The sequence below is a fragment of the Nocardia stercoris genome, from assembly GCF_003696265.1.
GTDB classification, from domain to species: domain Bacteria; phylum Actinomycetota; class Actinomycetes; order Mycobacteriales; family Mycobacteriaceae; genus Nocardia; species Nocardia stercoris.
Map to the genome: position 1 here is coordinate 69426 of NZ_RFFH01000020.1, position 20406 is coordinate 89831.

The 20406-nt window shown below is 69.8% G+C and carries 21 protein-coding genes; 17 read left to right on the forward strand and 4 right to left on the reverse strand.

Annotated elements, in window-relative coordinates; genetic code table 11:
• Positions 1-5: 5 nt before the first annotated feature.
• From EBN03_RS29640 to EBN03_RS29705, 15 genes are read left to right on the forward strand one after another with little or no spacing between them, the layout of a single operon-like run.
• On the forward strand, positions 6-1802 hold the full coding sequence (locus EBN03_RS29640) for a nickel-dependent hydrogenase large subunit (protein WP_122191449.1): 1797 nt from the start codon (positions 6-8) through the stop codon (positions 1800-1802).
• A 40-nt stretch (positions 1803-1842) separates the two neighbouring features.
• Positions 1843-2742, forward strand: a complete 900-nt coding sequence (locus EBN03_RS29645) for a NifU family protein (protein WP_122191450.1) — start codon at positions 1843-1845, stop codon at positions 2740-2742.
• A complete protein-coding gene (locus EBN03_RS29650; RefSeq protein ID WP_122191451.1) occupies positions 2739-3392 on the forward strand; it encodes a DUF5947 family protein in 654 nt (217 codons plus the stop codon). The genes EBN03_RS29645 and EBN03_RS29650 overlap by 4 nt, the downstream gene beginning before the upstream one ends.
• Complete coding sequence (locus EBN03_RS29655) at positions 3389-4036, forward strand: DUF6084 family protein (protein WP_122191452.1); 648 nt, start codon at positions 3389-3391, stop codon at positions 4034-4036. Before EBN03_RS29650 ends, EBN03_RS29655 begins: the two co-directional genes overlap by 4 nt.
• Before the next feature lie 14 nt (positions 4037-4050).
• Positions 4051-5358: a hypothetical protein gene (locus EBN03_RS29660; RefSeq protein WP_122191453.1), complete on the forward strand. Its 1308-nt coding sequence runs from the start codon at positions 4051-4053 to the stop codon at positions 5356-5358.
• A gap of 43 nt (positions 5359-5401) precedes the next feature.
• Positions 5402-5521: a DUF6893 family small protein gene (locus EBN03_RS35915; RefSeq protein WP_407671266.1), complete on the forward strand. Its 120-nt coding sequence runs from the start codon at positions 5402-5404 to the stop codon at positions 5519-5521.
• Positions 5518-5994, forward strand: coding sequence for a hydrogenase maturation protease (locus EBN03_RS29665; RefSeq protein WP_122191454.1), 477 nt, complete (start codon positions 5518-5520; stop codon positions 5992-5994). Before EBN03_RS35915 ends, EBN03_RS29665 begins: the two co-directional genes overlap by 4 nt.
• A 2-nt stretch (positions 5995-5996) precedes the next feature.
• On the forward strand, positions 5997-6239 hold the full coding sequence (locus EBN03_RS29670) for a HypC/HybG/HupF family hydrogenase formation chaperone (protein ID WP_122191499.1): 243 nt from the start codon (positions 5997-5999) through the stop codon (positions 6237-6239).
• Complete coding sequence (locus EBN03_RS35340; protein ID WP_122191455.1) at positions 6236-8710, forward strand: carbamoyltransferase HypF; 2475 nt, start codon at positions 6236-6238, stop codon at positions 8708-8710. Before EBN03_RS29670 ends, EBN03_RS35340 begins: the two co-directional genes overlap by 4 nt.
• 12 nt (positions 8711-8722) lie before the next feature.
• The gene (locus tag EBN03_RS29680; RefSeq protein ID WP_122191456.1) at positions 8723-9055 is read left to right on the forward strand and encodes a HypC/HybG/HupF family hydrogenase formation chaperone; all 333 of its coding nucleotides are present in this window, start codon (positions 8723-8725) and stop codon (positions 9053-9055) included.
• Positions 9052-10164: a hydrogenase formation protein HypD gene (gene hypD, locus EBN03_RS29685; RefSeq protein WP_122191457.1), complete on the forward strand. Its 1113-nt coding sequence runs from the start codon at positions 9052-9054 to the stop codon at positions 10162-10164. Before EBN03_RS29680 ends, hypD begins: the two co-directional genes overlap by 4 nt.
• The gene (gene hypE, locus EBN03_RS29690) at positions 10157-11242 is read left to right on the forward strand and encodes a hydrogenase expression/formation protein HypE (protein WP_122191458.1); all 1086 of its coding nucleotides are present in this window, start codon (positions 10157-10159) and stop codon (positions 11240-11242) included. Before hypD ends, hypE begins: the two co-directional genes overlap by 8 nt.
• A 30-nt stretch (positions 11243-11272) precedes the next feature.
• Positions 11273-12376, forward strand: coding sequence for a Nickel transporter NicT (gene nicT, locus EBN03_RS29695; protein ID WP_233608726.1), 1104 nt, complete (start codon positions 11273-11275; stop codon positions 12374-12376).
• Positions 12373-13101 (forward strand): DUF6390 family protein, encoded by a 729-nt coding sequence (locus EBN03_RS29700; RefSeq protein WP_122191459.1) that lies wholly within the window; start codon positions 12373-12375, stop codon positions 13099-13101. Before nicT ends, EBN03_RS29700 begins: the two co-directional genes overlap by 4 nt.
• Positions 13102-13114: 13 nt before the next feature.
• The gene (locus EBN03_RS29705; protein WP_122191460.1) at positions 13115-14005 is read left to right on the forward strand and encodes a class I SAM-dependent methyltransferase; all 891 of its coding nucleotides are present in this window, start codon (positions 13115-13117) and stop codon (positions 14003-14005) included.
• Positions 14006-14012: 7 nt separating this feature from the next.
• On the opposite strand, the gene EBN03_RS29710 is transcribed toward EBN03_RS29705, so the two are convergent.
• The 3 genes from EBN03_RS29710 to EBN03_RS29720 form a co-directional block, all read right to left on the reverse strand.
• The gene (locus tag EBN03_RS29710) at positions 14013-15026 is read right to left on the reverse strand and encodes an AraC family transcriptional regulator ligand-binding domain-containing protein (RefSeq protein ID WP_122191461.1); all 1014 of its coding nucleotides are present in this window, start codon (positions 15024-15026) and stop codon (positions 14013-14015) included.
• Positions 15027-15134: 108 nt separating this feature from the next.
• Complete coding sequence (locus EBN03_RS29715; RefSeq protein ID WP_122191462.1) at positions 15135-15407, reverse strand: hypothetical protein; 273 nt, start codon at positions 15405-15407, stop codon at positions 15135-15137.
• Positions 15408-15438: 31 nt separating this feature from the next.
• Positions 15439-16494, reverse strand: a complete 1056-nt coding sequence (locus EBN03_RS29720) for an LGFP repeat-containing protein (protein ID WP_158675780.1) — start codon at positions 16492-16494, stop codon at positions 15439-15441.
• 262 nt (positions 16495-16756) lie between these two features.
• Between EBN03_RS29720 and EBN03_RS29725 the strand changes: the two genes are divergently transcribed.
• Positions 16757-17728, forward strand: a complete 972-nt coding sequence (locus EBN03_RS29725; protein WP_233608727.1) for an RNA polymerase subunit sigma-70 — start codon at positions 16757-16759, stop codon at positions 17726-17728.
• Positions 17729-17786: 58 nt separating this feature from the next.
• Positions 17787-18377 (forward strand): maleylpyruvate isomerase family mycothiol-dependent enzyme, encoded by a 591-nt coding sequence (locus tag EBN03_RS29730; RefSeq protein WP_122191465.1) that lies wholly within the window; start codon positions 17787-17789, stop codon positions 18375-18377.
• 62 nt (positions 18378-18439) lie between these two features.
• Here EBN03_RS29730 and EBN03_RS29735 read toward each other — a convergent pair whose 3' ends face one another.
• On the reverse strand, positions 18440-20086 hold the full coding sequence (locus tag EBN03_RS29735) for a GMC oxidoreductase (protein WP_122191466.1): 1647 nt from the start codon (positions 20084-20086) through the stop codon (positions 18440-18442).
• Positions 20087-20406: the final 320 nt, after the last annotated feature.

Consider the following 20406-nt stretch of genomic DNA (forward strand, 5'->3'; position numbering starts at 1 on the left):
TCCCGATGACGCAGATCATCCCGGAGCCGTCGCATGTGAAGATCGAGCCGGATTCGCTCGTCGAAATGGCGTGGGACCCGATCACCCGAATCGTCGGCAGCCTCGGCATATACACGAAAATCGATTTCGCGAACCGCGAAGTGGCCGAGTGTCACAGCACCTCGTCCATCTTCCGCGGGTACTCGATCTTCATGCGCGGCAAGGATCCTCGTGACGCGCACTTCATCACCAGCCGCATCTGCGGTATCTGCGGCGACAACCACGCCACCTGTTCCTGCTACTGCCAGAACATGGCCTACGGAGTGCATCCGCCGGCATTGGGCGAGTGGATCGTCAACCTCGGCGAGGCCGCGGAATACATGTTCGATCACAACATCTTCCAGGAGAACCTGGTCGGCGTGGACTTCTGCGAGAAGATGGTCGCGGAGACCAATCCGAGTGTGCTGGACCGGGCGCGCCGGACCGAGGCGCCGCACGCCGCCATGCACGGCTACCGCACCGTCGGCGACATCATGGAGGCGCTGAACCCGTTCACCGGTGAGTTCTACCGGGAGGCGTTACAGGTCAGCCGCTACACGCGAGAGATGTTCTGCCTCATGGAAGGTCGGCACGTGCACCCGTCCACGCTGTATCCCGGCGGGGTAGGCACGGTGGCGACCGTCCAGTTGATGACCGACTACATGACCCGGCTGATGCGGTACGTCGAGTTCATGAAGAAGGTCGTGCCGATGCACGACGACCTGTTCGACTTCTTCTACGACGCGATACCCGGCTACGAGCAGGTCGGATTGCGGCGCACGCTGCTGGGTTGCTGGGGCTCGTTCCAGGACCCGGAGGTCTGCAGGTTCGATTACCGGACCATGGCGGACTGGGGCCGCCGGATGTTCGTGACGCCCGGCGTCGTGGTGGACGGGAAACTGGTCACCACCTCCCTGGTCGACATCAACCTGGGCCTGCGGATCCTGCTCGGCAGTTCGTATTACGAGGACTGGACTGATCAGGAGATGTTCGTGAAGACCGATCCGCTGGGCAATCCGGTGGACCGGCGGCACCCGTGGAACCAGCACACCAACCCCAAGCCGCAGAAGCGCGACCTGGAGGACAAGTACAGCTGGGTGATGTCGCCGCGCTGGTTCGACGGCACCGACCATCTGGCGCTCGACACCGGTGGCGGGCCACTGGCCCGACTGTGGGCGACGGCGCTGGCCGGGCTGGTCGACATCGGTTACGTGCGCTCGACCGGGCACAGCGTGCAGATCAACCTGCCCAAGACCGCCCTGAAGGGGCCGGTGGAGTTCGAGTGGAAGATCCCCGTCCACGGCAGCAACACCATCGAACGCGACCGGGCCCGCACCTACTTCCAGGCCTATGCGGCGGCGTGCGCCCTGCACTTCGCCGAGCAAGCGCTGGCGGAGATCCGGGCCGGGCACACCAAGACCTGGGAGCCGTTCGAGGTGCCCGACGAGGCGATCGGATGCGGCTTCACCGAGGCCGTGCGGGGTGTGCTCTCGCACCACATGGTGATCCGCGACGGCAAGATCGCCAACTACCACCCGTACCCACCCACGCCCTGGAATGCGAGCCCCCGCGACAGTTTCGGCACGCCGGGACCGTACGAGGACGCCGTGCAGGGCCAGCCGATCTTCGAGGAGAACGACCGCGAGCACTTCAAGGGCATCGACATCATGCGGACCGTCCGTAGCTTCGACCCCTGCCTGCCGTGCGGTGTGCACATGTATCTCGGTCAGGGCAAGACGCTCGACGCCCTGCACTCGCCGACCCAGGCACTGACCGCCGAATAACCCGCGTTGCCGCGGCGGCGGCCCGTTGTGAGAGGAGGCGGTGTCCACGCGTCCCGACGAAGCGCACGACCCCGCGGCCGACGACGATCGGTGGCGCGGTGCCGGTGACCGCATCGAGAACCTGCTCGACGCGAGTTCGGCGAGCGGCGTCCTGGCCCGGGAACGGGCGGAGGCCCTCGTCGGCGAGGTCGTGGACCTGTACGGCGCGGGCCTGCGTCGCATCGTGGCCACGCTCGACGACGCGGCGGTGCAGCGGCTGATCGGCGACGATCTGGTCGCGAGCCTGCTGCTGGTCCACGGCCTGCATCCGCAGGACGTCGAGACCCGGGTGGCGGGCGCCCTCGACAGTGTGCGGCCCTATCTGGGCTCGCACGGCGGTGACGTGCGCCTGCTGGAGGTCACCACGGACGGCGTGGTCCGGCTCGAACTCACGGGCAGCTGCCGTAGCTGCCCGTCGTCGTCGGTCACCCTGGAACTGGCGGTGGAGGACGCGGTGCGCGCGGCCGCACCCGAGATCGTCACGATCGAGGCGGTGGCGGCCGAGCGGGCCGATGCCGGGCTGATCGCCCCGGATTCCCTGTTCGGGCATCTGCACGGTTCCGGAAACTGGGTCGCCGCACCGGAGTTGGCGGAACTCGCGTCCGGGGAGGTGGGCGGTTTCGCGTTGGGCGGGACCACGGTGCTGGCCGGGCGGATCGGCGACCGGATCTACGTCTACCGCGATCGCTGCCCGGTGTGCACCCGGTCGCTGGCCGGCGCGGTCCTGCAGCGCGGGCTCGGCTCGAACGATCCGGTGCTGCGCTGCCCGAGCTGCCGCGCCCACTTCGATGTCGTGCACGCCGGAGCTCGGCTGGACGGTGACGGGCATCTGGAGCCGTTCCCGGTGCTGGTCCGCTCCGGCGAGCTGTCGGTGGCGGTACCGGCGGGGGTGGGCGGATGAACTCGACCGCGTGGATACTGCGGCGGATCGCCGCCGACCGGGCACCGCGCCCAGCGCCGGGCGAGCGGTGCGAGATGTGCGCCGAACCGGTCGCCGCGGAACACCAGCACGTCGTGGATGTCGAAGGGCGGCAACTGATGTGCGTGTGCCGGGGCTGCTATCTGCTGTTCACCGACGAGCACGCCGCGCTGCGCTACCGGGCCGTCCCGCAGCGGTACCTGTCGTTCCCGGACTTCACCATGACCCGGCCGGAATGGGACGCGCTGGAGATCCCGGTCGGTCTGGCGATCTTCTTCCACAATTCGGCCGCCGGTCGCACCGTCGTGCTCTATCCGGGACCGGCGGGCGCCACCGAATCCGAACTGCCGCTGCCGGATCGGCAGACTCTGATCGAGCAGCACCCCGAATTCGCCGCGCCCGCGGCCGATGTGGAGGCGCTGCTGATCCGGGTGCCCGACCGCGACACCGCCGCCGCCGAGTGCCTGCTGTTGCCGATCGACGCCTGCTACGAGTTCATCGGCCGAATCCGCTTGCTGTGGCGCGGTTTCGACGGCGGCTCGGACGTACGCCGATTCGTGGACGAGTTCTTCGCCACGGCTGCCGCTCGGGCCCGCCCCGCCGGCACTCCCGGTCCGGAGGTGGCGGTATGAGCCCGGCCTACGCCACCACCTTCGCGGTGCTGGACATCCGTCCCGAGCCCTACGCGGTGACACCGATCCTGTCGGCGCGGGTCGGGATCGCCTCGATCGGCGAGGAACCGGTGCACGCCATCGCATTACGCGCGCAGGTGCGGATCGACCCAGGCCGGCGCTCCTACTCCGACGTGGAGACCGCCGGACTGCTCGACCTGTTCGGCCCGCGTGAGCGCTGGTCGCAGACCCAGCGGTCGTTCCTCTGGATGCATTGCGCCACCACGATTCCCGGCTTCTCCGGCGGCGCCGAGGTGGATCTGCCGATGTCGTGCACCTACGACTTCGAGGTCGCCGCCTCGAAATACCTGCACGCCCTGCGCGCGGGCACCGTGCCGCTGCTGTTCCTGTTCAGCGGGACGGTATTCATCCGCGGCAGTACCGGATTCGCGGTGCAGCAGATCCCGTGGGACCGCGAGGACCGCTACGACATGCCGGTCGCGGTGTGGCAGGAACTGATGGCGACCCAGTTCCCCGAGACGGGCTGGGTGCGGCTGCGCGAGGACACCATGGCCGCGCTGGCCCAGTTCAAGGCCCAGCACGGGCTGCTCAACTTCGACGACACCGTCGGGCACCTGCTCGCCACGGCCGAGGAGTCGGCGTGAGTACCCCCGGCCGGATGCGTGCCCGCGCGGTCGCCGACGCGGTGCTCTACGAGGGCTACCTGCTCTATCCATATCGGGCGGATTCGCGAAAGAACCGGTCCCGCTGGCAGTTCGGCGTGCTCGGTCCGCCCGGTGCCGCGGCGGCCGGACTCGGTGAGGACAGCGAACTGATCGGGCAGGCGCTGCTGGCCCCGGCGGGTGATCCGATGCTGCGGATCACGATTCGCTTCCTGCAGCTGCAGCACCGGGGTGTGCGGGACGCGGACGGCCGAGCAGTCCCGGAGTCGACCGTGGCCGGGCGTACCTGGCTGGACTGGGACGAGGCGGTGGAACAGGAGATCGTGCTCGGCCCGGCGCCGCCCGCGCCGGGCGCCGTGCCGATCGCGATTGCGGACGGCACCGATATCGAGCAGCTCGACGATCCGGCGGGCGGGCCGACCGGGTCGATCGTGCGCACCCGGTGCGAGCTGCACGGCGAATTCGAGCTCGGTGTCGAGCCGGACGACGGTCTGCTGCGCCTCACCCTCACCGTCCGCAACACCGGGACACCGGCCACCGACCAGCGCGACGCCGCCACCCGCTCGCTGATCGGCGCCCACATCATCGCGGAAGTGACCGGGGGCGAGTTCGTTTCGCTGCTCGAACCGCCACCGTACGCCGCCGCGGCCGTGGACCGGTGCACCCACCACCGCTGCTTCCCGGTGCTGGCCGGCCCGCCCGGCGACCACAGCCTGCTGCTGGTGTCGCCGATCATCCTGTACGACCACCCCGAGATCGCCGCGCAGAGCGTCGAACCGCTCTACGACGCCACCGAGATCGACGAGATCCTCACCCTGCGCGTCATGACCATGACCGACGAGGAGAAGGCCACCGCCCGGGCCACCGACCCGCGCGCGGCCCGGATCGTCGACCGCTGCGAGGCCATGACCGCCGAGGAACTGGCCCGCCTGCACGGGGTGCTGCGGGATCCGCACGCCGACGAGGTCCACCCGATCCCGGACATCCCGCCCGGCGTGGACTGGTGGGAGCCCGAGGCCGACACCGCGGTGCGACCGGATTCGGATGCGGTACCGATCGCCGGTGTCCTGGTGCGGCGCGGCAGCCGGGTGCGGCTGCATCCCGCACGGCGCGCCGACATCCACGACATGTTCTTCGACGGCCGCGACGCCCGCGTCACCTCGGTGCACGCCGACGTCGAGGGCCGCACCCACGTGGGCGTGGTCATCCTCGACGACCCCGGCGCCGACCTGCACGAATGGTACGGGCGCTACCTGTATTTCGACCCGGACGAGCTGGAACCGCTTGCCGGGCCGGACAACTGAACCCTGCCCGGCCGTCCGGCCGGGCACGACGGAAGGAGCAGCCGTGGTTGTAGTGGGAATGATCGCTCTGGTGATCGTCGGGCTGGCGGTCCTGAGCGCGGTGGCCGTCGGTGTGCGGTCAATCCCGGATATCAACCGCTATTTGCGAATCCGGCGCATGTGACTGCCAGGGTGCTGGTCGCCGGGATCGGCAACATCTTCCTCGGGGACGACGGCTTCGGGCCCGAGGTGGTTCGCACGATGCCGGCACCGGCCGACGACTCGGTGCGGATCGTGGACTACGGCATCCGCGGCATGCACTTGGCCTACGACCTGCTCGAACCGTGGACGGCACTGGTGCTCGTCGACGCCCTTCCGAATCGGGGAAGTCCCGGCCGCCTCGAGGTGCTGCGGGCTGAACCCGAACCTGATCGCCCGGCCGATCTGGACGCCCACGGCATGGATCCGGCCGCGGTGTTCGCCGGCGTGCGGGCGCTGGGCGGCACGGTGCCGCCGACCGTGGTGGTCGGCTGCCAGGTGCTGACGGTCGCGGAGGGCATCGGGTTGTCCGAACCGGTCGCGGCGGCGGTCGGGCCCGCGATCGAGACCGTCGCCGAGGTGCTGGCCACGCTGCGGGCCGAACGAGCGGAGGTGTGATCATGTGCCTCGGTATCCCGGGACAGGTCGTCGAGATCCTCGACGGCTACCACGGGCAGCTCGCCCTGGTCGACGTCTCCGGTGAGCAGCGGAAGGTGAATATCGGCCTGCTGCAGGACGATCCGGTGCGGCCGGGGGAGTGGGTGATCATCCACATGGGGCTGGCCGTGGAACGCACCGACGCGGCCGGTGCCCGGGCGGCACTGGCCGGTCTCGAACTCATGGGCCGAGGTGAGCTGCCGTGAACGCCGGGCGGGCACGGTGCCGGTTGGTGGTCCGGGGCGTCGTCCAGGGCGTCGGCTTCCGGCCGTTCGTCTACAGCACGGCCGCCGAACTCGCGCTGACCGGCAGCGTTTCCAACGACAGCTGCGGAGTGATCATCGACATCGAGGGCGCGCCGGGCGCGCTGGCCGAGTTCGCCGCGCGACTGCGGCATCGGCCCCCGCCGCTCGCGGTCGTCGAGTCGGTCGAGCGCACTGACCTGCCGGTGCGCGGCGGCACCGGATTCCACATCGCCGGGACCACCCGCGGCAGCGGCCGCACGCTGGCCTCACCCGACGTCGCGATCTGCGCGGACTGCGCGCGCGAGCTGGCCGACCCGGCCGATCGCCGCTACCGCCACCCGTTCGTGAACTGCACCAACTGCGGTCCGCGGTTCACCATCATCGCGAGCCTGCCCTACGACCGGGACCGGACCTCGATGGCCGACTTCGCCATGTGCGAGCGGTGCTCCCGGGAGTACCACGACCCCGCCGACCGCCGCTTCCACGCTCAGCCGATCGCCTGCCCGGACTGCGGCCCCACCCTCTCGTACTCCGGTCCGGGAGATCCGATCACGGAGGCGCGAAAGCTGTTGCGCGACGGCGGAATTCTCGCCGTGAAGGGCATCGGTGGCTATCACCTCGCCTGCGCTGCCGACAACCAGGACGCGGTCGCCCGGCTGCGCGCCCGGAAGCGGCGCGGCGACAAGCCCTTCGCGGTGATGGTCGCCGATCTGGCTGCCGCACAGGCGATCACGCGTGTCGACGCCGCGGCTGCCGCGGTCCTGTGCAGCCCGCAGCGCCCGATCGTGTTGCTGCCGCGCGCAATCCGGCCCGATGCTGCTCAGGATCGGCAGTCGGCTGAAGCCTCGGCACGCTCGGCTTCGGCCTCGGGCACGCTGCCGGTCTCGGACACGCGGCCGGCCTCGGACACGCGGCCGGCCTCGGACACGCTGCCGGGCTCGGGCTCGGGCACACTGCCGGGTGCGGGCACACTGCCGGGCGCGGGCTCGGGCACACTGCCGGGCGCGGGCTCGCTGGCGGTCGCGCCGGGTGTGGCCCCCGGCAACCCCGACCTCGGCGTCATGATCGCCTACACCCCCCTGCACCTGCTGCTGTTCGGTCTGCCCGGCGACCCACCCGGCCCGCAGGTTCTGGTCATGACCTCGGCGAACCTCGGCGGCGAACCGATCTGCTACACCGACGACGATGCCGCGCAACGGCTTCCGGAACTGGCCGACGCCGTCCTCGGCCACGACCGCCGCATTCTCGTGCCCTGTGACGATTCGGTGGTCCGCCTGGTCGGCGGCACCGAACTGCCGATCCGCCGCTCCCGCGGTTACGCGCCGCTGCCGCTGGCCCTGCCGATGTCCGCGACACCGGCGCTGGCGGTGGGCGCGGAGGTGAAGAACACCTGCGCGGTCGCCGACGGCCGCTATGCGTGGCTGAGCCAGCACATCGGCGATATGGACGATCTCGCCACCCTGCGCGCTTTCGAAGGCGCCGAACAGCATCTGGAGGAGCTGACCGGCGTCCGCCCGGCGCAGCTGGCCGTCGACGCGCACCCCGGCTACCGGTCCAGCGCCTGGGCTCGGCGCAGCGCGGACGGGCGGCCGGTGCACACCGTGCAGCACCACCACGCGCACCTCGCGGCGGTCATGGGCGAGCACGGCTTGCCCGCCACCGCCACGATCACCGGAATCGCGTTCGACGGCACCGGTTTCGGGCCCGACGGCGCGGTCTGGGGTGGTGAGGTACTTTCCGCCGGGTACAAGGGATTCCGCCGGCTCGCGCATCTGGCCTACGTTCCGCTGGCCGGCGGTGACGCCGCCGTGCAGCGGCCCTACCGAATGGCGCTCGCGCACCTCTGGTCGGCCGGAATCGATTGGACGCCATCGATTCCGGCGGTCGCGGCGTGCCCTCCCGCCGAACGCCGCGTGCTGGCGCACCAGCTCGAGACCGGACTGGGTTGCGTCCCGACCTCCAGCATGGGCCGGCTCTTCGACGCGGTGTCCTCGCTCGCGGGCGTCCGGCACGTGGTCGACTACGAGGCGCAGGCCGCGATCGAACTGGAAGGCCGAGCCCGCGACATCGATCCCGGTGCCGCGTACCGGTTCCCGATCACCGACCCGGATGACACCGGGGTCGCGCGCATCGATCCGGCGCCCGTGATCGCGGCGGTCGTGGCCGACCAGGCGGCCGGTGCCGGGCCCGGGCTGATCGGCGCCCGCTTCCACGCGGCGGTGGCCGCGCTGATCGTGGACCTGGCGCGGCGCTTCGGCGAGCCGGGTGCGCCGATCGCGTTGTCCGGCGGCGTCTTCCAGAACGCCCTGCTGCTGGCCCGGGCGGACCGGGGGCTGCGGGCGGCGGGTTTCGAGGTTCTCACCCATCACCGGGTGCCACCCAACGACGGCGGTCTGGCGTTCGGGCAGTTGCTCGTCGCCGGGGCGCAATGAAAGGAGCGCATCATGTGCCTGGCAGTCCCGGGAAAGGTGCTCGACCTCTACGAAAGCGACGGCACGCAGATGTCGGTGGTCGACTTCGGCGGCGTGCACAAGGACGTCTGCCTGGAGTACATCCCGGACGCGGCGGTCGGCGACTACGTCGTCGTCCACGTCGGATTCGCCATCCAGCGGCTCGACGAGGAGTCGGCGCTGCGCACGCTGGCCGAATTCGAACATCTCGGTGTGCTGAAGGAGGAGTTCGGCGGCGGGTTCGCGACCGCGGCCAAGCAGGCCGGGCTCCCGGATCCCACCACGACACCGCCCGAGTCCCCGTCCGTGAACGAGGTGAACCGATGAAGTATCTGGACGAATTCAGCAATCCCGAACTGGCCCGCAATCTGCTCGAACGGATCCGCGCCACCACCACCCGGCGCTGGTCGATCATGGAAGTCTGTGGCGGGCAGACGCATTCGATCATCCGGCACGGCATCGACCAGCTGCTGCCGGACCAGATCGAAATGATCCACGGCCCCGGCTGCCCGGTGTGCGTCACCCCGCTCGAGATCATCGACAAGGCGCTCGAGATCGCGGCCCGCCCCGACGTCATCTTCTGCTCGTTCGGCGACATGCTCCGGGTCCCGGGCAGTTCCCAGGATCTGTTCCGGATCAAGAGCGCGGGCGGCGACGTCCGGGTGGTGTACTCGCCGCTGGACGCGCTGACCATCGCCAGACAGAACCCCGACAAGCAGGTGGTGTTCTTCGGTATCGGATTCGAGACCACCGCCCCGGCCAACGCCATGACCGTGTACCAGGCGCAGCGGCTCGGGATCGAGAACTTCTCCCTGCTGGTCTCCCATGTGCTGGTGCCGCCGGCCATCGCCGCCATCATGGAGTCTCCGGACTGCCGGGTGCAGGGCTTCCTCGCGGCCGGGCACGTGTGCGCGGTCATGGGCACCGGCGAGTATCCGCCGTTGGCGGCGAAGTACAGGGTTCCCATGGTGGTCACCGGATTCGAGCCGCTGGACATCCTCGAGGGGATCCGGCGCACGGTGGCGCAGCTGGAGGCCGGCCGCTACGAGGTGGAGAACGCGTACCCGCGCGCGGTGCCGGCCGAGGGCAACCCGGCGGCCAAGGCCATGCTCGAGGACGTCTTCGAGGTCACCGACCGCGGCTGGCGGGGGATCGGTGTCATCCCGCGCAGCGGGTGGCGGCTGTCGCCGAAGTATCGGGCCTACGACGCCGAACACCGGTTCGACGTCCAGGATCTGCACACCGACGAATCCTCGATCTGCCGCTCCGGCGAGGTGCTGCAGGGGCTGATCAAGCCGACCGAGTGCGCGGCCTTCGGCAAGACCTGTACGCCGCGGAACCCGTTGGGTGCCACCATGGTATCCGCCGAGGGCGCGTGCGCGGCCTACTACCTGTACCGGCGGCTGGACCAGCCCGCGGAGGTGGCACATGCTTGACGAAGCCGAAACGTCCACGCCGCTACCGGTGATCGATCCCGGTGGCTGGGTATGTCCACTGCCGCTGCGGGATTCGCCGACCATCGTGATGGCGCACGGCGGTGGCGGCGCGATGTCCGGCGAGCTGATCGAGTACCTGTTCCTGCCGGCGTTCGGCGCGGCCGCGCAGGCCGAACTCGGGGACGCGGCGGTGGTGGAGGTCGGTGACGTCCGGCTGGCGTTCTCCACCGACTCGTTCGTGGTGAAACCCCTGGTGTTCCCGGGCGGCACGATCGGCGAGCTGGCCGTCAACGGGACGGTGAACGATCTGGCCATGGTCGGCGCGCGGCCGCTGGTGCTGTCGACCGCGTTCATCCTCGAGGAGGGGACCGAACTGGCCGAGATCGCCAGGGTCGCGGAGGCTCTCGGCACCGCGGCCGGCGCGGCCGGGGTGAAGCTGGTCACCGGCGACACCAAGGTGGTGGATGCCGGGCACGGGGACGGTGTGTTCATCAACACCGCCGGTATCGGGGTGGTGCCCGACGGGGTGGACATCCGCCCGCAGCGGGCACGGCCCGGCGACATCGTGCTGATCAGCGGTGATATCGGGGTGCACGGGATCGCGGTGATGAGCTGCCGCGAAGGCCTGCAATTCGGCACCACCGTGCTGAGCGACACCGCGCCGCTGAACGGTCTGGTCGCCGCAGTCCTGGCCACGGGTGCCGACGTGCACGTGCTGCGCGACCCGACCCGCGGCGGGGTCGCCGCCACGCTCAACGAGATCGCGAAGGTAGCGGAAGTCGGTGTGCGGCTCGACGAGCGGCTGCTGCCCATCCCCGACGGGGTCCGTGACGCCTGTGGTCTACTGGGTTTGGACCCGCTTTACGTGGCGAACGAGGGCAAGGCGGTCGCGTTCGTCGCGCCCGAGGACGCCGATCGTGTGCTGGCGGCGATGCGGGCGCATCCGCTGGGCAGCCGGGCCGCGATCATCGGTGAATGCGTCGCGGACCACCCCGGTATGGTGGTCGCCCGTACCGCTCTCGGCGGGACCAGGGTGGTGGACCTGCCTGCCGGCGAACAGCTGCCCCGGATCTGCTGAACGGCAGGCGGCGCGAAATCGGGAGCAGCGATGTGGCGAGCAACGTCGGCGATGGTCACGCGGGAGTGGTCGGAGTGGGATCGGCCGCAGCGCCGCAGCGTGACGGTCATGGTCGCGACCGTGGTGCTGCTGCAGGTGGTGGGCTGGGGCATGCTGCTCACGGTCGTGGTGCCCGGTCGTTTCGCTTCCAGTGAAGCGGTTTTCGGCGCCGGCCTGGGCCTGACCGCGTACACGTTGGGCGTGCGGCACGCCTTCGACGCCGATCACATCGCCGCCATCGACAACACCACCCGGAAACTGGTGGCCGAGAACCGGAAACCGCTGTCGGTCGGGTTCTGGTTCTCGCTCGGCCATTCGTCGGTCGTCTTCGTGATGGTGCTCGCACTCGCGTTCGGGGTGCGGGCGCTGGCGTCCGGGGTGCGGGACGAGCACTCCCGGCTGCACACCTACGCGGGGATACTCGGCAGTGGCATCTCCGGGACGTTCCTGCTCCTCATCGCCCTGCTGAACCTGGTGTCGCTGTTCGGCATCGGCCGGGCGCTGCGCGCGCAACGCCGCGGTCACTACGACGAGACGGCACTCGACGCGCTGCTGGAGACGCGGGGGGCGATCAACCGGCTGCTGTCGCCGCTGGTGCGCGGTGTGCGCGAGCCGCGGCACATGTATCCGATCGGACTGCTGTTCGGCCTCGGGTTCGACACCGTCACCGAGGTGAGCCTGCTGGTGCTCGCCGGTGGTGCCGCCACCGGCGAGGTGCCGTGGTACGCGATTCTCGTACTGCCGGTGCTGTTCTCGGCGGGCATGACGCTGTTCGACTCGCTCGACGGCGCGTACATGAGCTACGCCTACGGCTGGGCGTTCGCCGAGCCGCGCCGCAAGATCTACTACAACCTGGTGGTGACGGGGCTGTCGGTGCTGGTGGCGCTGCTGATCGGCGGCCAACAGATCGTGTCGGTGGTCGCCGAGCGGCTGCGCATCACATCGGGTCCGGTGGCGTGGATCGGGAACATGGATCTGGGATCGCTGGGGTTCGCGATCGCGGCGCTGTTCCTGGGCGTGTGGCTGCTGGCCGTCGCGACGTGGCGTTACCGCGACGCCAAGCGCACTCGACCGGCGGCGGAGCCCGCACCGTGACCGCGCCGAGCGGGCCGCAACTGTTCGCGCGCTACGCGTATGCGCCGAACGCGCTGGGCTACTGCGGTCCCGCCGAGGGCCTGGCCGATCGCACCGATGCCGAGATCCGAGTGCTGGCTCGGCACTTCACGGGGGCGTGGCCGTATCTGCGGGTGCTGTCCGCGCTCACCGGGATCGCCGACCCGCTCGACCCGCGCCTGGTCGAATCCTATTGGCTCGGTGGCGGACTCGGCTCCGGCGTGGCGCCGGCGAAGTTCCTGGCCGAGCTGCTGGCGATCATCGCCCCCATCGTCGGCGGATACTGGGAGCACCTGACCCCGGCCTTGGCCACCGAGGCCGCGCCCGACCACAATTTCCACGTCTTCGGCATCTACCCGTGGACCCATCTGCTGGGCCGGGTACCGGCCGACCAGCCCATCCGGATCCTGGACAGCTGCCGGATCACACCGGCCCGCGTGTGTGCCCGCGACAGCCGCACGCTCACGGTGTGCGGGAAACGCCTGGGCTGGACCGGCGATCGGCTCACCCTGTCGGCCGAGGACGTCTGGACGGTATCGGTGACCCCGGGTACGGCCGTGGTCGCCGCGGACATTGCCTGCGGCGATCAGGTGGCCCTGCATTGGGACCACGTGTGCGGCCGGCTCGACGCCGACGCGGTCGACCGGCTGACCGCCGGCACGGCCCGGCAACTGAAGGCAACGAATGCTCGCCTGACACATCGCTGAACGAGGTGACGACATGCGAACCGACGGAGACAGCTGGGACATCGTGACGAGTGTGGGCCTGACCGCCTTGGGCGTCGCGGCCTTTCGCGCACTGGAGAGCAACGATCCCGACGGGCTGATCCGGGACGACTACGCGCCCTGGTTCGTGGCGGCCGCCGACGAACCGCACTTCGTGCAGCTGCTGGCGGATCCGGCGGCGGCCGGCCCGCGCGAGCGCTTCGGCCGGTTCATGGGCGTCCGGACCAGGTTCTTCGACGAATTCTTCGCGGCCGCATGGACCAGCGGCGTCCGCCAGGCGGTGATCCTCGCCGCCGGCCTGGACGCCCGCGCCTACCGCCTGGACTGGCCCGCCGACATGGTCGTCTACGAGATCGATCAGCCCCTGGTCCTGGAGTTCAAGCACCGGGTGCTCGCCGACCATCGGGCCGTTCCCGCCGCCGAACGGCGCGCGATCGCGGTCGATCTGCGCGACGACTGGCCGTACGCGTTGGCCGCGGCCGGTTTCGACCCGGCCCGCCCCACCGTATGGTCCGCCGAGGGCCTGCTCCCGTTCCTGCCCGGCGCGGCCCACGACGCGCTCTTCACCCGCATCGACGCCCGATCCGCGCCCGGCAGCAGCGTGGCCGCCGACGAATTCACCGGTCGCGTAGATCCCGCGACTTTCGCCGCCCTGGAAGACAAGTACTTCGGCAGCAACCCCTTCGGCACCGTCGACATCGGCGACCTCTGGTACGACGACCCTCGCGAAGATCCCGCCGACCTGCTGTCCCGCCGCGGCTGGAATGTCCACACCGCCAACCCCTTCGACCTCGCCGCCGAATACGGCCGCGCGGTCGACGACCTGCCTCCCGAACTACGCGGCCTCACCGAGAGAATGGAATACGTGACCGCCGAGAAGACGTAAAGCGCTGTCAGGGTTGGGAGTTCGCCCAGCGGCTGATGGTTCTGCGGGCGGAGCGGGGGTCGGTGTAGCCGAGGGCGCGGGCGCGTTCGGTGTCGTTGAGGTGGGCGGCGCGGCCGCGTTCGTAGCGGAGGCGGCGGGCGTGGTCGAGTTCGGCGCGCCACGTGGTGCCCTCCTCGGCGAGGCGGCGTTGCAGGCTGCGGGGGCTCATGGCGAGGTTGTGGGCGACCTGGTGGATGGTGACCGGGCCGTCGTCCAGGGCGGCGACGAGGATCTCGGCGAGCCGGCCGGGCCAGTCGGTGACCGGCGGCGACTGCATATCGGCCGCGGCGGCGGCCAGGACGGCGGCGAGGTTCGGGTCGGCGAAGCGGGACGGGAGTTCGAGGTCGGCCGCGCGCAAGGTGACCCGGTCGGCGGGGGCGTCGAATTCGATCGAATCGGTCCGGAAGAACTCGATCAGGTGGCGGTGGTGCGCCGGCGCCGGCTGCCGGAAACTCACGTGTTCGGCGGCCAGCGGCGCGCCGGTCAGGTCACAGGCGCGCACGAAATAGGCGAACACACCGAACTGGGCCGAGAGTTGCGCGCCGCGGGGGCCGCGCGGGTCGGACGCGAAATCGAAACTGCCGGCGCCGTTGCCGGAGGTGCGGGCCCGGGCGCCGCGGTCGGTGCTCAGCGTCGCGCGATAGCGGTTGTTGATCTCCATGGCGTCGCGCAGCGTGGGTGCGGTGATGGTCAGGTAATGGTGGATCCCGATCAGGCGCGGGTCGTAGCGCTCCGCCACCTGCTGCGCGATATCGGTTGCGCCGGTGAGAAATTCGATGACTTCCCAGGCACGCAGATACTGTGTACTGGGGATGCTGGCATGCTCGGTAGTGGGCAGCGGTGTGGTGAGCCGGCATTCGCGCGTGAGCGCCTCGGGTGACACCCCGAGTTGCACGGAGGACTGCAGCACCGCCTGCAGGAGTTGAACATTGGTGGTGGCGGGTGCGCCCACGGCACGGTCCGGCACGAGAACTGTCTCCACTACTTACTCTTCGGAATGCCGTGATTGTACCGGCGGTGGCCGACATCCGGGCATCGATGCGCGGCGCCCGCCGCCGGCGGGTGCCGGGGCGGGCGCCCTGGGCCGAGATCACCTGGGCTGCGCGGTCGCTCGCCCCTTCGTCAGCATGCCGACCAGTGTGGTCAGGACCGCGCCCACCGCGCCACCACCACCGACCTGCGCGATGACCTGGCCGAAGTCGAGGCCGCCGCTGCTCAGCGCCTCGATGAGCGCACCGGTGAGGCCACCGCCGACGGCACCGGCGACGCTGTTACCGCCGACGCCCAGACTCAGCGCGTTCTTGCCCAGACCGGCCAGATTGCCGCCGACCAGTCCGCCGATCAAACCCAGCAACCAATCCATGGTCGTTTCCCTTTCTGAGCTGCGAGTCGGGTTACCGGTCCTGGTCGCCGAGGGTCTTGTGGTCGTAGGAGAACGGGACGTCCTCCGCCGACTCCGGTGTGATCCGCGGCTTCTCCCGGCCGGACCGCTCGGTCGGGAGGTCGGGCCGGGCGGAGCGGTAGGTCGGGGCGGGGCGTTCGGGGATCGGCGGCGCCTCCGGCCGGCGGGTGACGTGGTCGCCCGTGGTGCGGTACCGGGGTTCGGGCTCGGCGGTACGGGTGGCGGGCTTGCGCCCGACCAGTGGCTCGCTCGCCAGCTGCTTGCCGATCAGCGACAGCAGCCAACCGACGGCGGCCGCGATGGCCAGGCCGATCGGCAGCCCCCACCAGCGGTTGATCCCGTTGTCCGTGGACGCCGCGGCCGCGGGCGGTGCCGCCGGCGCGCCCTCGGTGCCGCCGCCCGGTACGTGGTAGCCGGGCAGGTTCGTCGCGAGGTCGGCCGGTGTGGTGACCAGACCGGCCGCCGGCGACCAGGAGATCTCGGTGCCGCCGGGGCCGGCGAATTGCGCGCTGTCGGTGCCGTTCACGCCGGTCACGTCGGAGGTCGGATACCCGAACGGTCCGGTGACGTCGCCGCTGGCCCGCCACGCGGTCAGGACCGGGCCCTTGACCAGCCAGGTGCCGCCGTCGGGTTTCCAGTACATGGCGGCCCCGCCGGGTGCGGCGAAGTCGTTGAACCGGCCGATCCCGTCGGTCGCGGGCGACTCGTCGTTGATCGGGAAGCCGAGCGGGCTCGCCGGACCGCCCATCGCCCGGTACTTCTCGGCGATATCGCCGTAGATCACCTTGGCGCCGGTGGACGGCGAGTAGTAGATGTATCCGCCGCGGTAGTCGCGCTCGGCGCCGCCGGCGATCTCGGTCGCCGGCCCGAGCGGCTCACCGAGCAACGACCCGGCGCCGCCGTATTCGGCGTAGCGGGCGTCGATGGCGGCGGCGTCCGCGGCCGGGTCGGCGGTGGCGGAGTGCGGCCCGGTCAGCAGTCCGAAGGCCAATGCGGTGGCGCCGCCGAGGGTGAAGACGTAGCTCGGATACTGGCGTCGAGTAATCATCTCGCGAACTCCTCTGCTCGGAAGCTGGGGTTGCCTGACGCGTACTCCTCTACCTACGGAAGTTCCGCTGTTCGGTACTGAATTGCTTGGTCCGATCGAGATCGAGGCGTTGCTGCGGGGCGTCAGCCACCGCGCGCAGCTGCCGTAACGGCACACGCTACGTGATCTTGAGCCGAGTTGAGCAAACTTTCGGTAACTATCCGGCCCGGGGGGAAACCCGCCGGATCCGGTCGCCACCCCGCCGGCTGGCATCATGGGTGGAATGGCTGCCGAGGTCGACGTCTCGCCGGGCGCGCTCGACGCGCTGCGCGTCCCCTTGACCGGGTACTGCTATCGCATGCTCGGTTCGGCGGCCGATGCCGAGGACGCCGTGCAGGAGACACTGATCCGCGCCTGCGCCCGGCTCGACACCTTCGATCCGGCGCGGGCCCGGCTGTCCACCTGGGTGCACGCCATCGCGACCAATATCTGCCTCGACATGCTGCGTGCCGCCTGGCGCCGGATGCTGGTGTGGGAGGGCCCGGCCGGGGCGGATTTCGATCCCGACGCGGTGCTGCCGGGGGAGCGGTGGGTGGAACCCGCGCCGGACGCCCGGCTGATCGGGCCTGACGATCCGGCCGACGTGGTGATCCGGCGGGAATCGGTGCGACTGGCGTTCGTGGCGGCCCTGCAGCATCTGCCGCCGCGACAGCGCGCCGCCCTGGTGCTACGAGAGGTGCTGGAGTTCACTGCCGCCGATGTGGCCGGCATGCTGGGCACCAGCACCGCCGCGGTCAACAGCGCGGTGCAGCGCGCGCGAGCGACGCTGAACGAGGTGCGGCCCGCGCCGACCGCCGCGCTCGACCTCGCCGACGCGCGCGATCGCGAGCTGCTCGACCGCTACACCACCGCATTCGAGACCCACGACGTCGAGCTGTTGGCCTCGCTGCTGTGCGCGGACGTCGAAACGAGCATGCCGCCGTTCGCCTGGCGGGTCACCGGCCGGGGCGCGTTCCTCGCGATGTTCGCGGCCACCGACGCCTGCGTGGACGACCGGCTGGTCCCGGTGGCGTTCAACGGGTCGGCGGGTTTCGGTCAGTACCGGCCCGACACCGCGGGCGTGTTGCGGCCGTTCGCGCTGATCGCGGTGGAGGCCCGCGACGGCCGGATCGCGCGCACGGTGACCTTCCTCGGTTCCGGTGACCGGTTCCCGGAGTTCGGGCTGCCGGAGAAGTTGGTGTCCGCCGGCCGATGAGTCGGGGCCCGGGCGGTCGTATCAGTAGTGAACCTGCCCCCGACGAAACGACGGATACATGCCTGACACCGATGCCTACCTGCGCGAACAGACCGTGGCCGAGCGGCAGCGCCTCGCCGACCTGCTCACCGGCCGCACCCGCGACGAGTGGGGTACGCCCTCGCTGTGCGCGGGCTGGACGGTCCGGGAGGTCGTCGCGCACCTCACCATGCCGTTCCGGCTCTCGCCGCCGAGGTTCCTGCTCGGCCTGGTCGGCGCCGGATTCTCGTTCCACCGGTTCGCCGACCGCGCCGCGCGCGCCGACACCGCCCGGATGAGCGACGCCGACCTGCTCGCCGCGCTGCGTGACAATGTCGAGCACCCGTGGCGGCCGCCGGGCGGCGGACCGGCGGGCGCGCTGTCCCACGACGTGATCCACGGCCTGGACATCACCGAGCCGCTCGGGCTGGCGCCCGCCCCGCCGGAGCGGATCGCCACGGTGGTACGGCATGCGACCCCGAAGTCGTTGGCGTACTTCGGCGTCGACCTCGACGGTCGGCAACTGCGCGCCACCGACGCGGACCTGACCATCGGCTCCGGCACCGAGGTGCTGTTGCCGGCCAAGGACATCCTGCTCACCATCACCGGCCGCCGTCCGCTCCCGGACTGAACGCCGGTGGCGGCACGGGATTTCGGGTCGGGATTCCCGAAACCCCGTGCCGCCCTGCGTGACTAGTGGAAGTCGTTGGCGACGATGTTCTCGATATTGCGTTCGGCCAGCGCGGTGATCGTCACGAACGGATTCACCGTGGTGCAGCCGGGGATCAGCGAACCGTCGATGACGTACAGACCCGGATATCCGGGCAGGCGCCCGTAGTTGTCGGTGGACACGTTCAGCACGCAGCCGCCGAGCGGATGGTAAGCGAAATCGTCACCCCAGGTCTTGTATTCACCGAACAGATCGGTGCGGTAGATGGTCCATTGTTTCGCGTTGATCGGATCGAAGATGCGTTTGGCGGCATCGATACTGGGCTGATTCCAGGCCTGCTGCCAGTTCAGGTCCACTCCACCGGAGGTCGAGTTGTAGCTGAACGTGGCGCGGTTCGGATTCTTCGTTATCGCAAGATAAAGACTGGCGAAGGTTTCCAGGCCGGCCGGGAACGGGGAGATCTCGGCGAACGCGGGGCCGCCGGTGTCGGCCCAGTTGTCGATACCCATCACCGGGATGCAGGACTGCAGGCTGCCGGTCGGGTCCCAGGCCTGGTTCTGCCGGGCCACCATGACATTTCCGTTGTTGCCCCAGCCGGTGCCGACCGAGGCGGGCAGGTTCGGCAGGGCGCCGGTGGCGCGCTGCGTGACGAGCAGCTTGCTGGTCCCGACGCTGCCCGCGGCGAAGAAGACCTTCTGTGCCGTCACGGTTTTGGTGGCGACGGTGCTGCCGTTGGTGTCGATCTGGTTCATCACCACGCTGTAGCCCGACCCGGAGGGCTTCACGGTGGTGACGACGTGCTGCGGGGTGATGGTGACCTTGCCGGTGGCGACCGCGGCCGCCAGGTAGGTCTTGTCCAGCGAGTTCTTGCCGTAGTTGTTGCCGTAGATGACTTCCGCGTTCAGGGCCGAGCGCGGGGCCGTATTGGCCTGTTCCTGCTTCATGTAGTTGAAGTCGTAGACGTTGGGCACGAATGTGGTGGTGAAGCCGGAGGCCTGGGCGGTGCGGCGGCCGGTGCGGGCGAACTGGTAGCAGTCGGCGCTCTCGAACCAGGTCTGGTCGACGTTGTTGACCTTGAGGTTCGCGTTGGCGCGCGGATAGTAGGTGCTGTACATCGAGGCCGCGTCGACCGAGGGCAGAATGCTGCCGAAGTACTGCTGTTTCGGCGTCACGGCCATACCGCCGTTGACCAGCGAGCCACCGCCGACCCCGCGCCCCTGGTAGATGCGGATCCCGCTGAACTGCTCGGAGTCCAGCACGCCGGTATAGCGGGAGATGGACTTGTTGTAGGGCACGCCGAGGAAGTGGTTGATCGGCTGATCGGTCATGGTGCGCAGCCAGAACGACCGGCCGTCCGGGCTGAGCATGTTGCAGAACACCTTGCCGTCGGAACCCGGTGTGCTCCAGGACATTCCCTTCTCCACGACGGCGACCTGCTGCCCGGCCAGGGCCAGGCGCAGCGCGGCCACCGCACCTCCGTAGCCGGAGCCGATGATCAGGATCGGGACGCTCGCGCCGTCGGCGATGGTCTGGGTCGGTAGGGCGCTCGCGCGGCCGGACCGGGCGAGTAGTGCGGCGCCGACGACGGCACCGCTCGCGGCCAGGAAGCCGCGCCGGTTGACGCGGCCGTAGGTGCTTTTACCAGGGGTTTCGTAAATGGGATCAAACATGGAACGACTCCCGATCGAGATAAATAGTCCTGCAACATGTTTCATGTTTGGACAGGCGCCCAACTTAGCTGATCTGCTGTAGCCGGAACGGGGGAATTCGCGCGCCGATTACAACTATTCGATCACCGGCATTCGAAAAGCGGCCAATAGCAATAAATTAGGTCGGCATTGTCCTCGCCGGGCCGCCGATTCCGTGGTTCGACAGTGGATTACGATCAAAACAGGTGATTTCCGGATTCGTCTCCGGAAGCATGTCCCACCCGATCGGCGGAATACTGGAAATTACCCACTCGCAGCCGTGCGAACGCACTGTCCGTTTC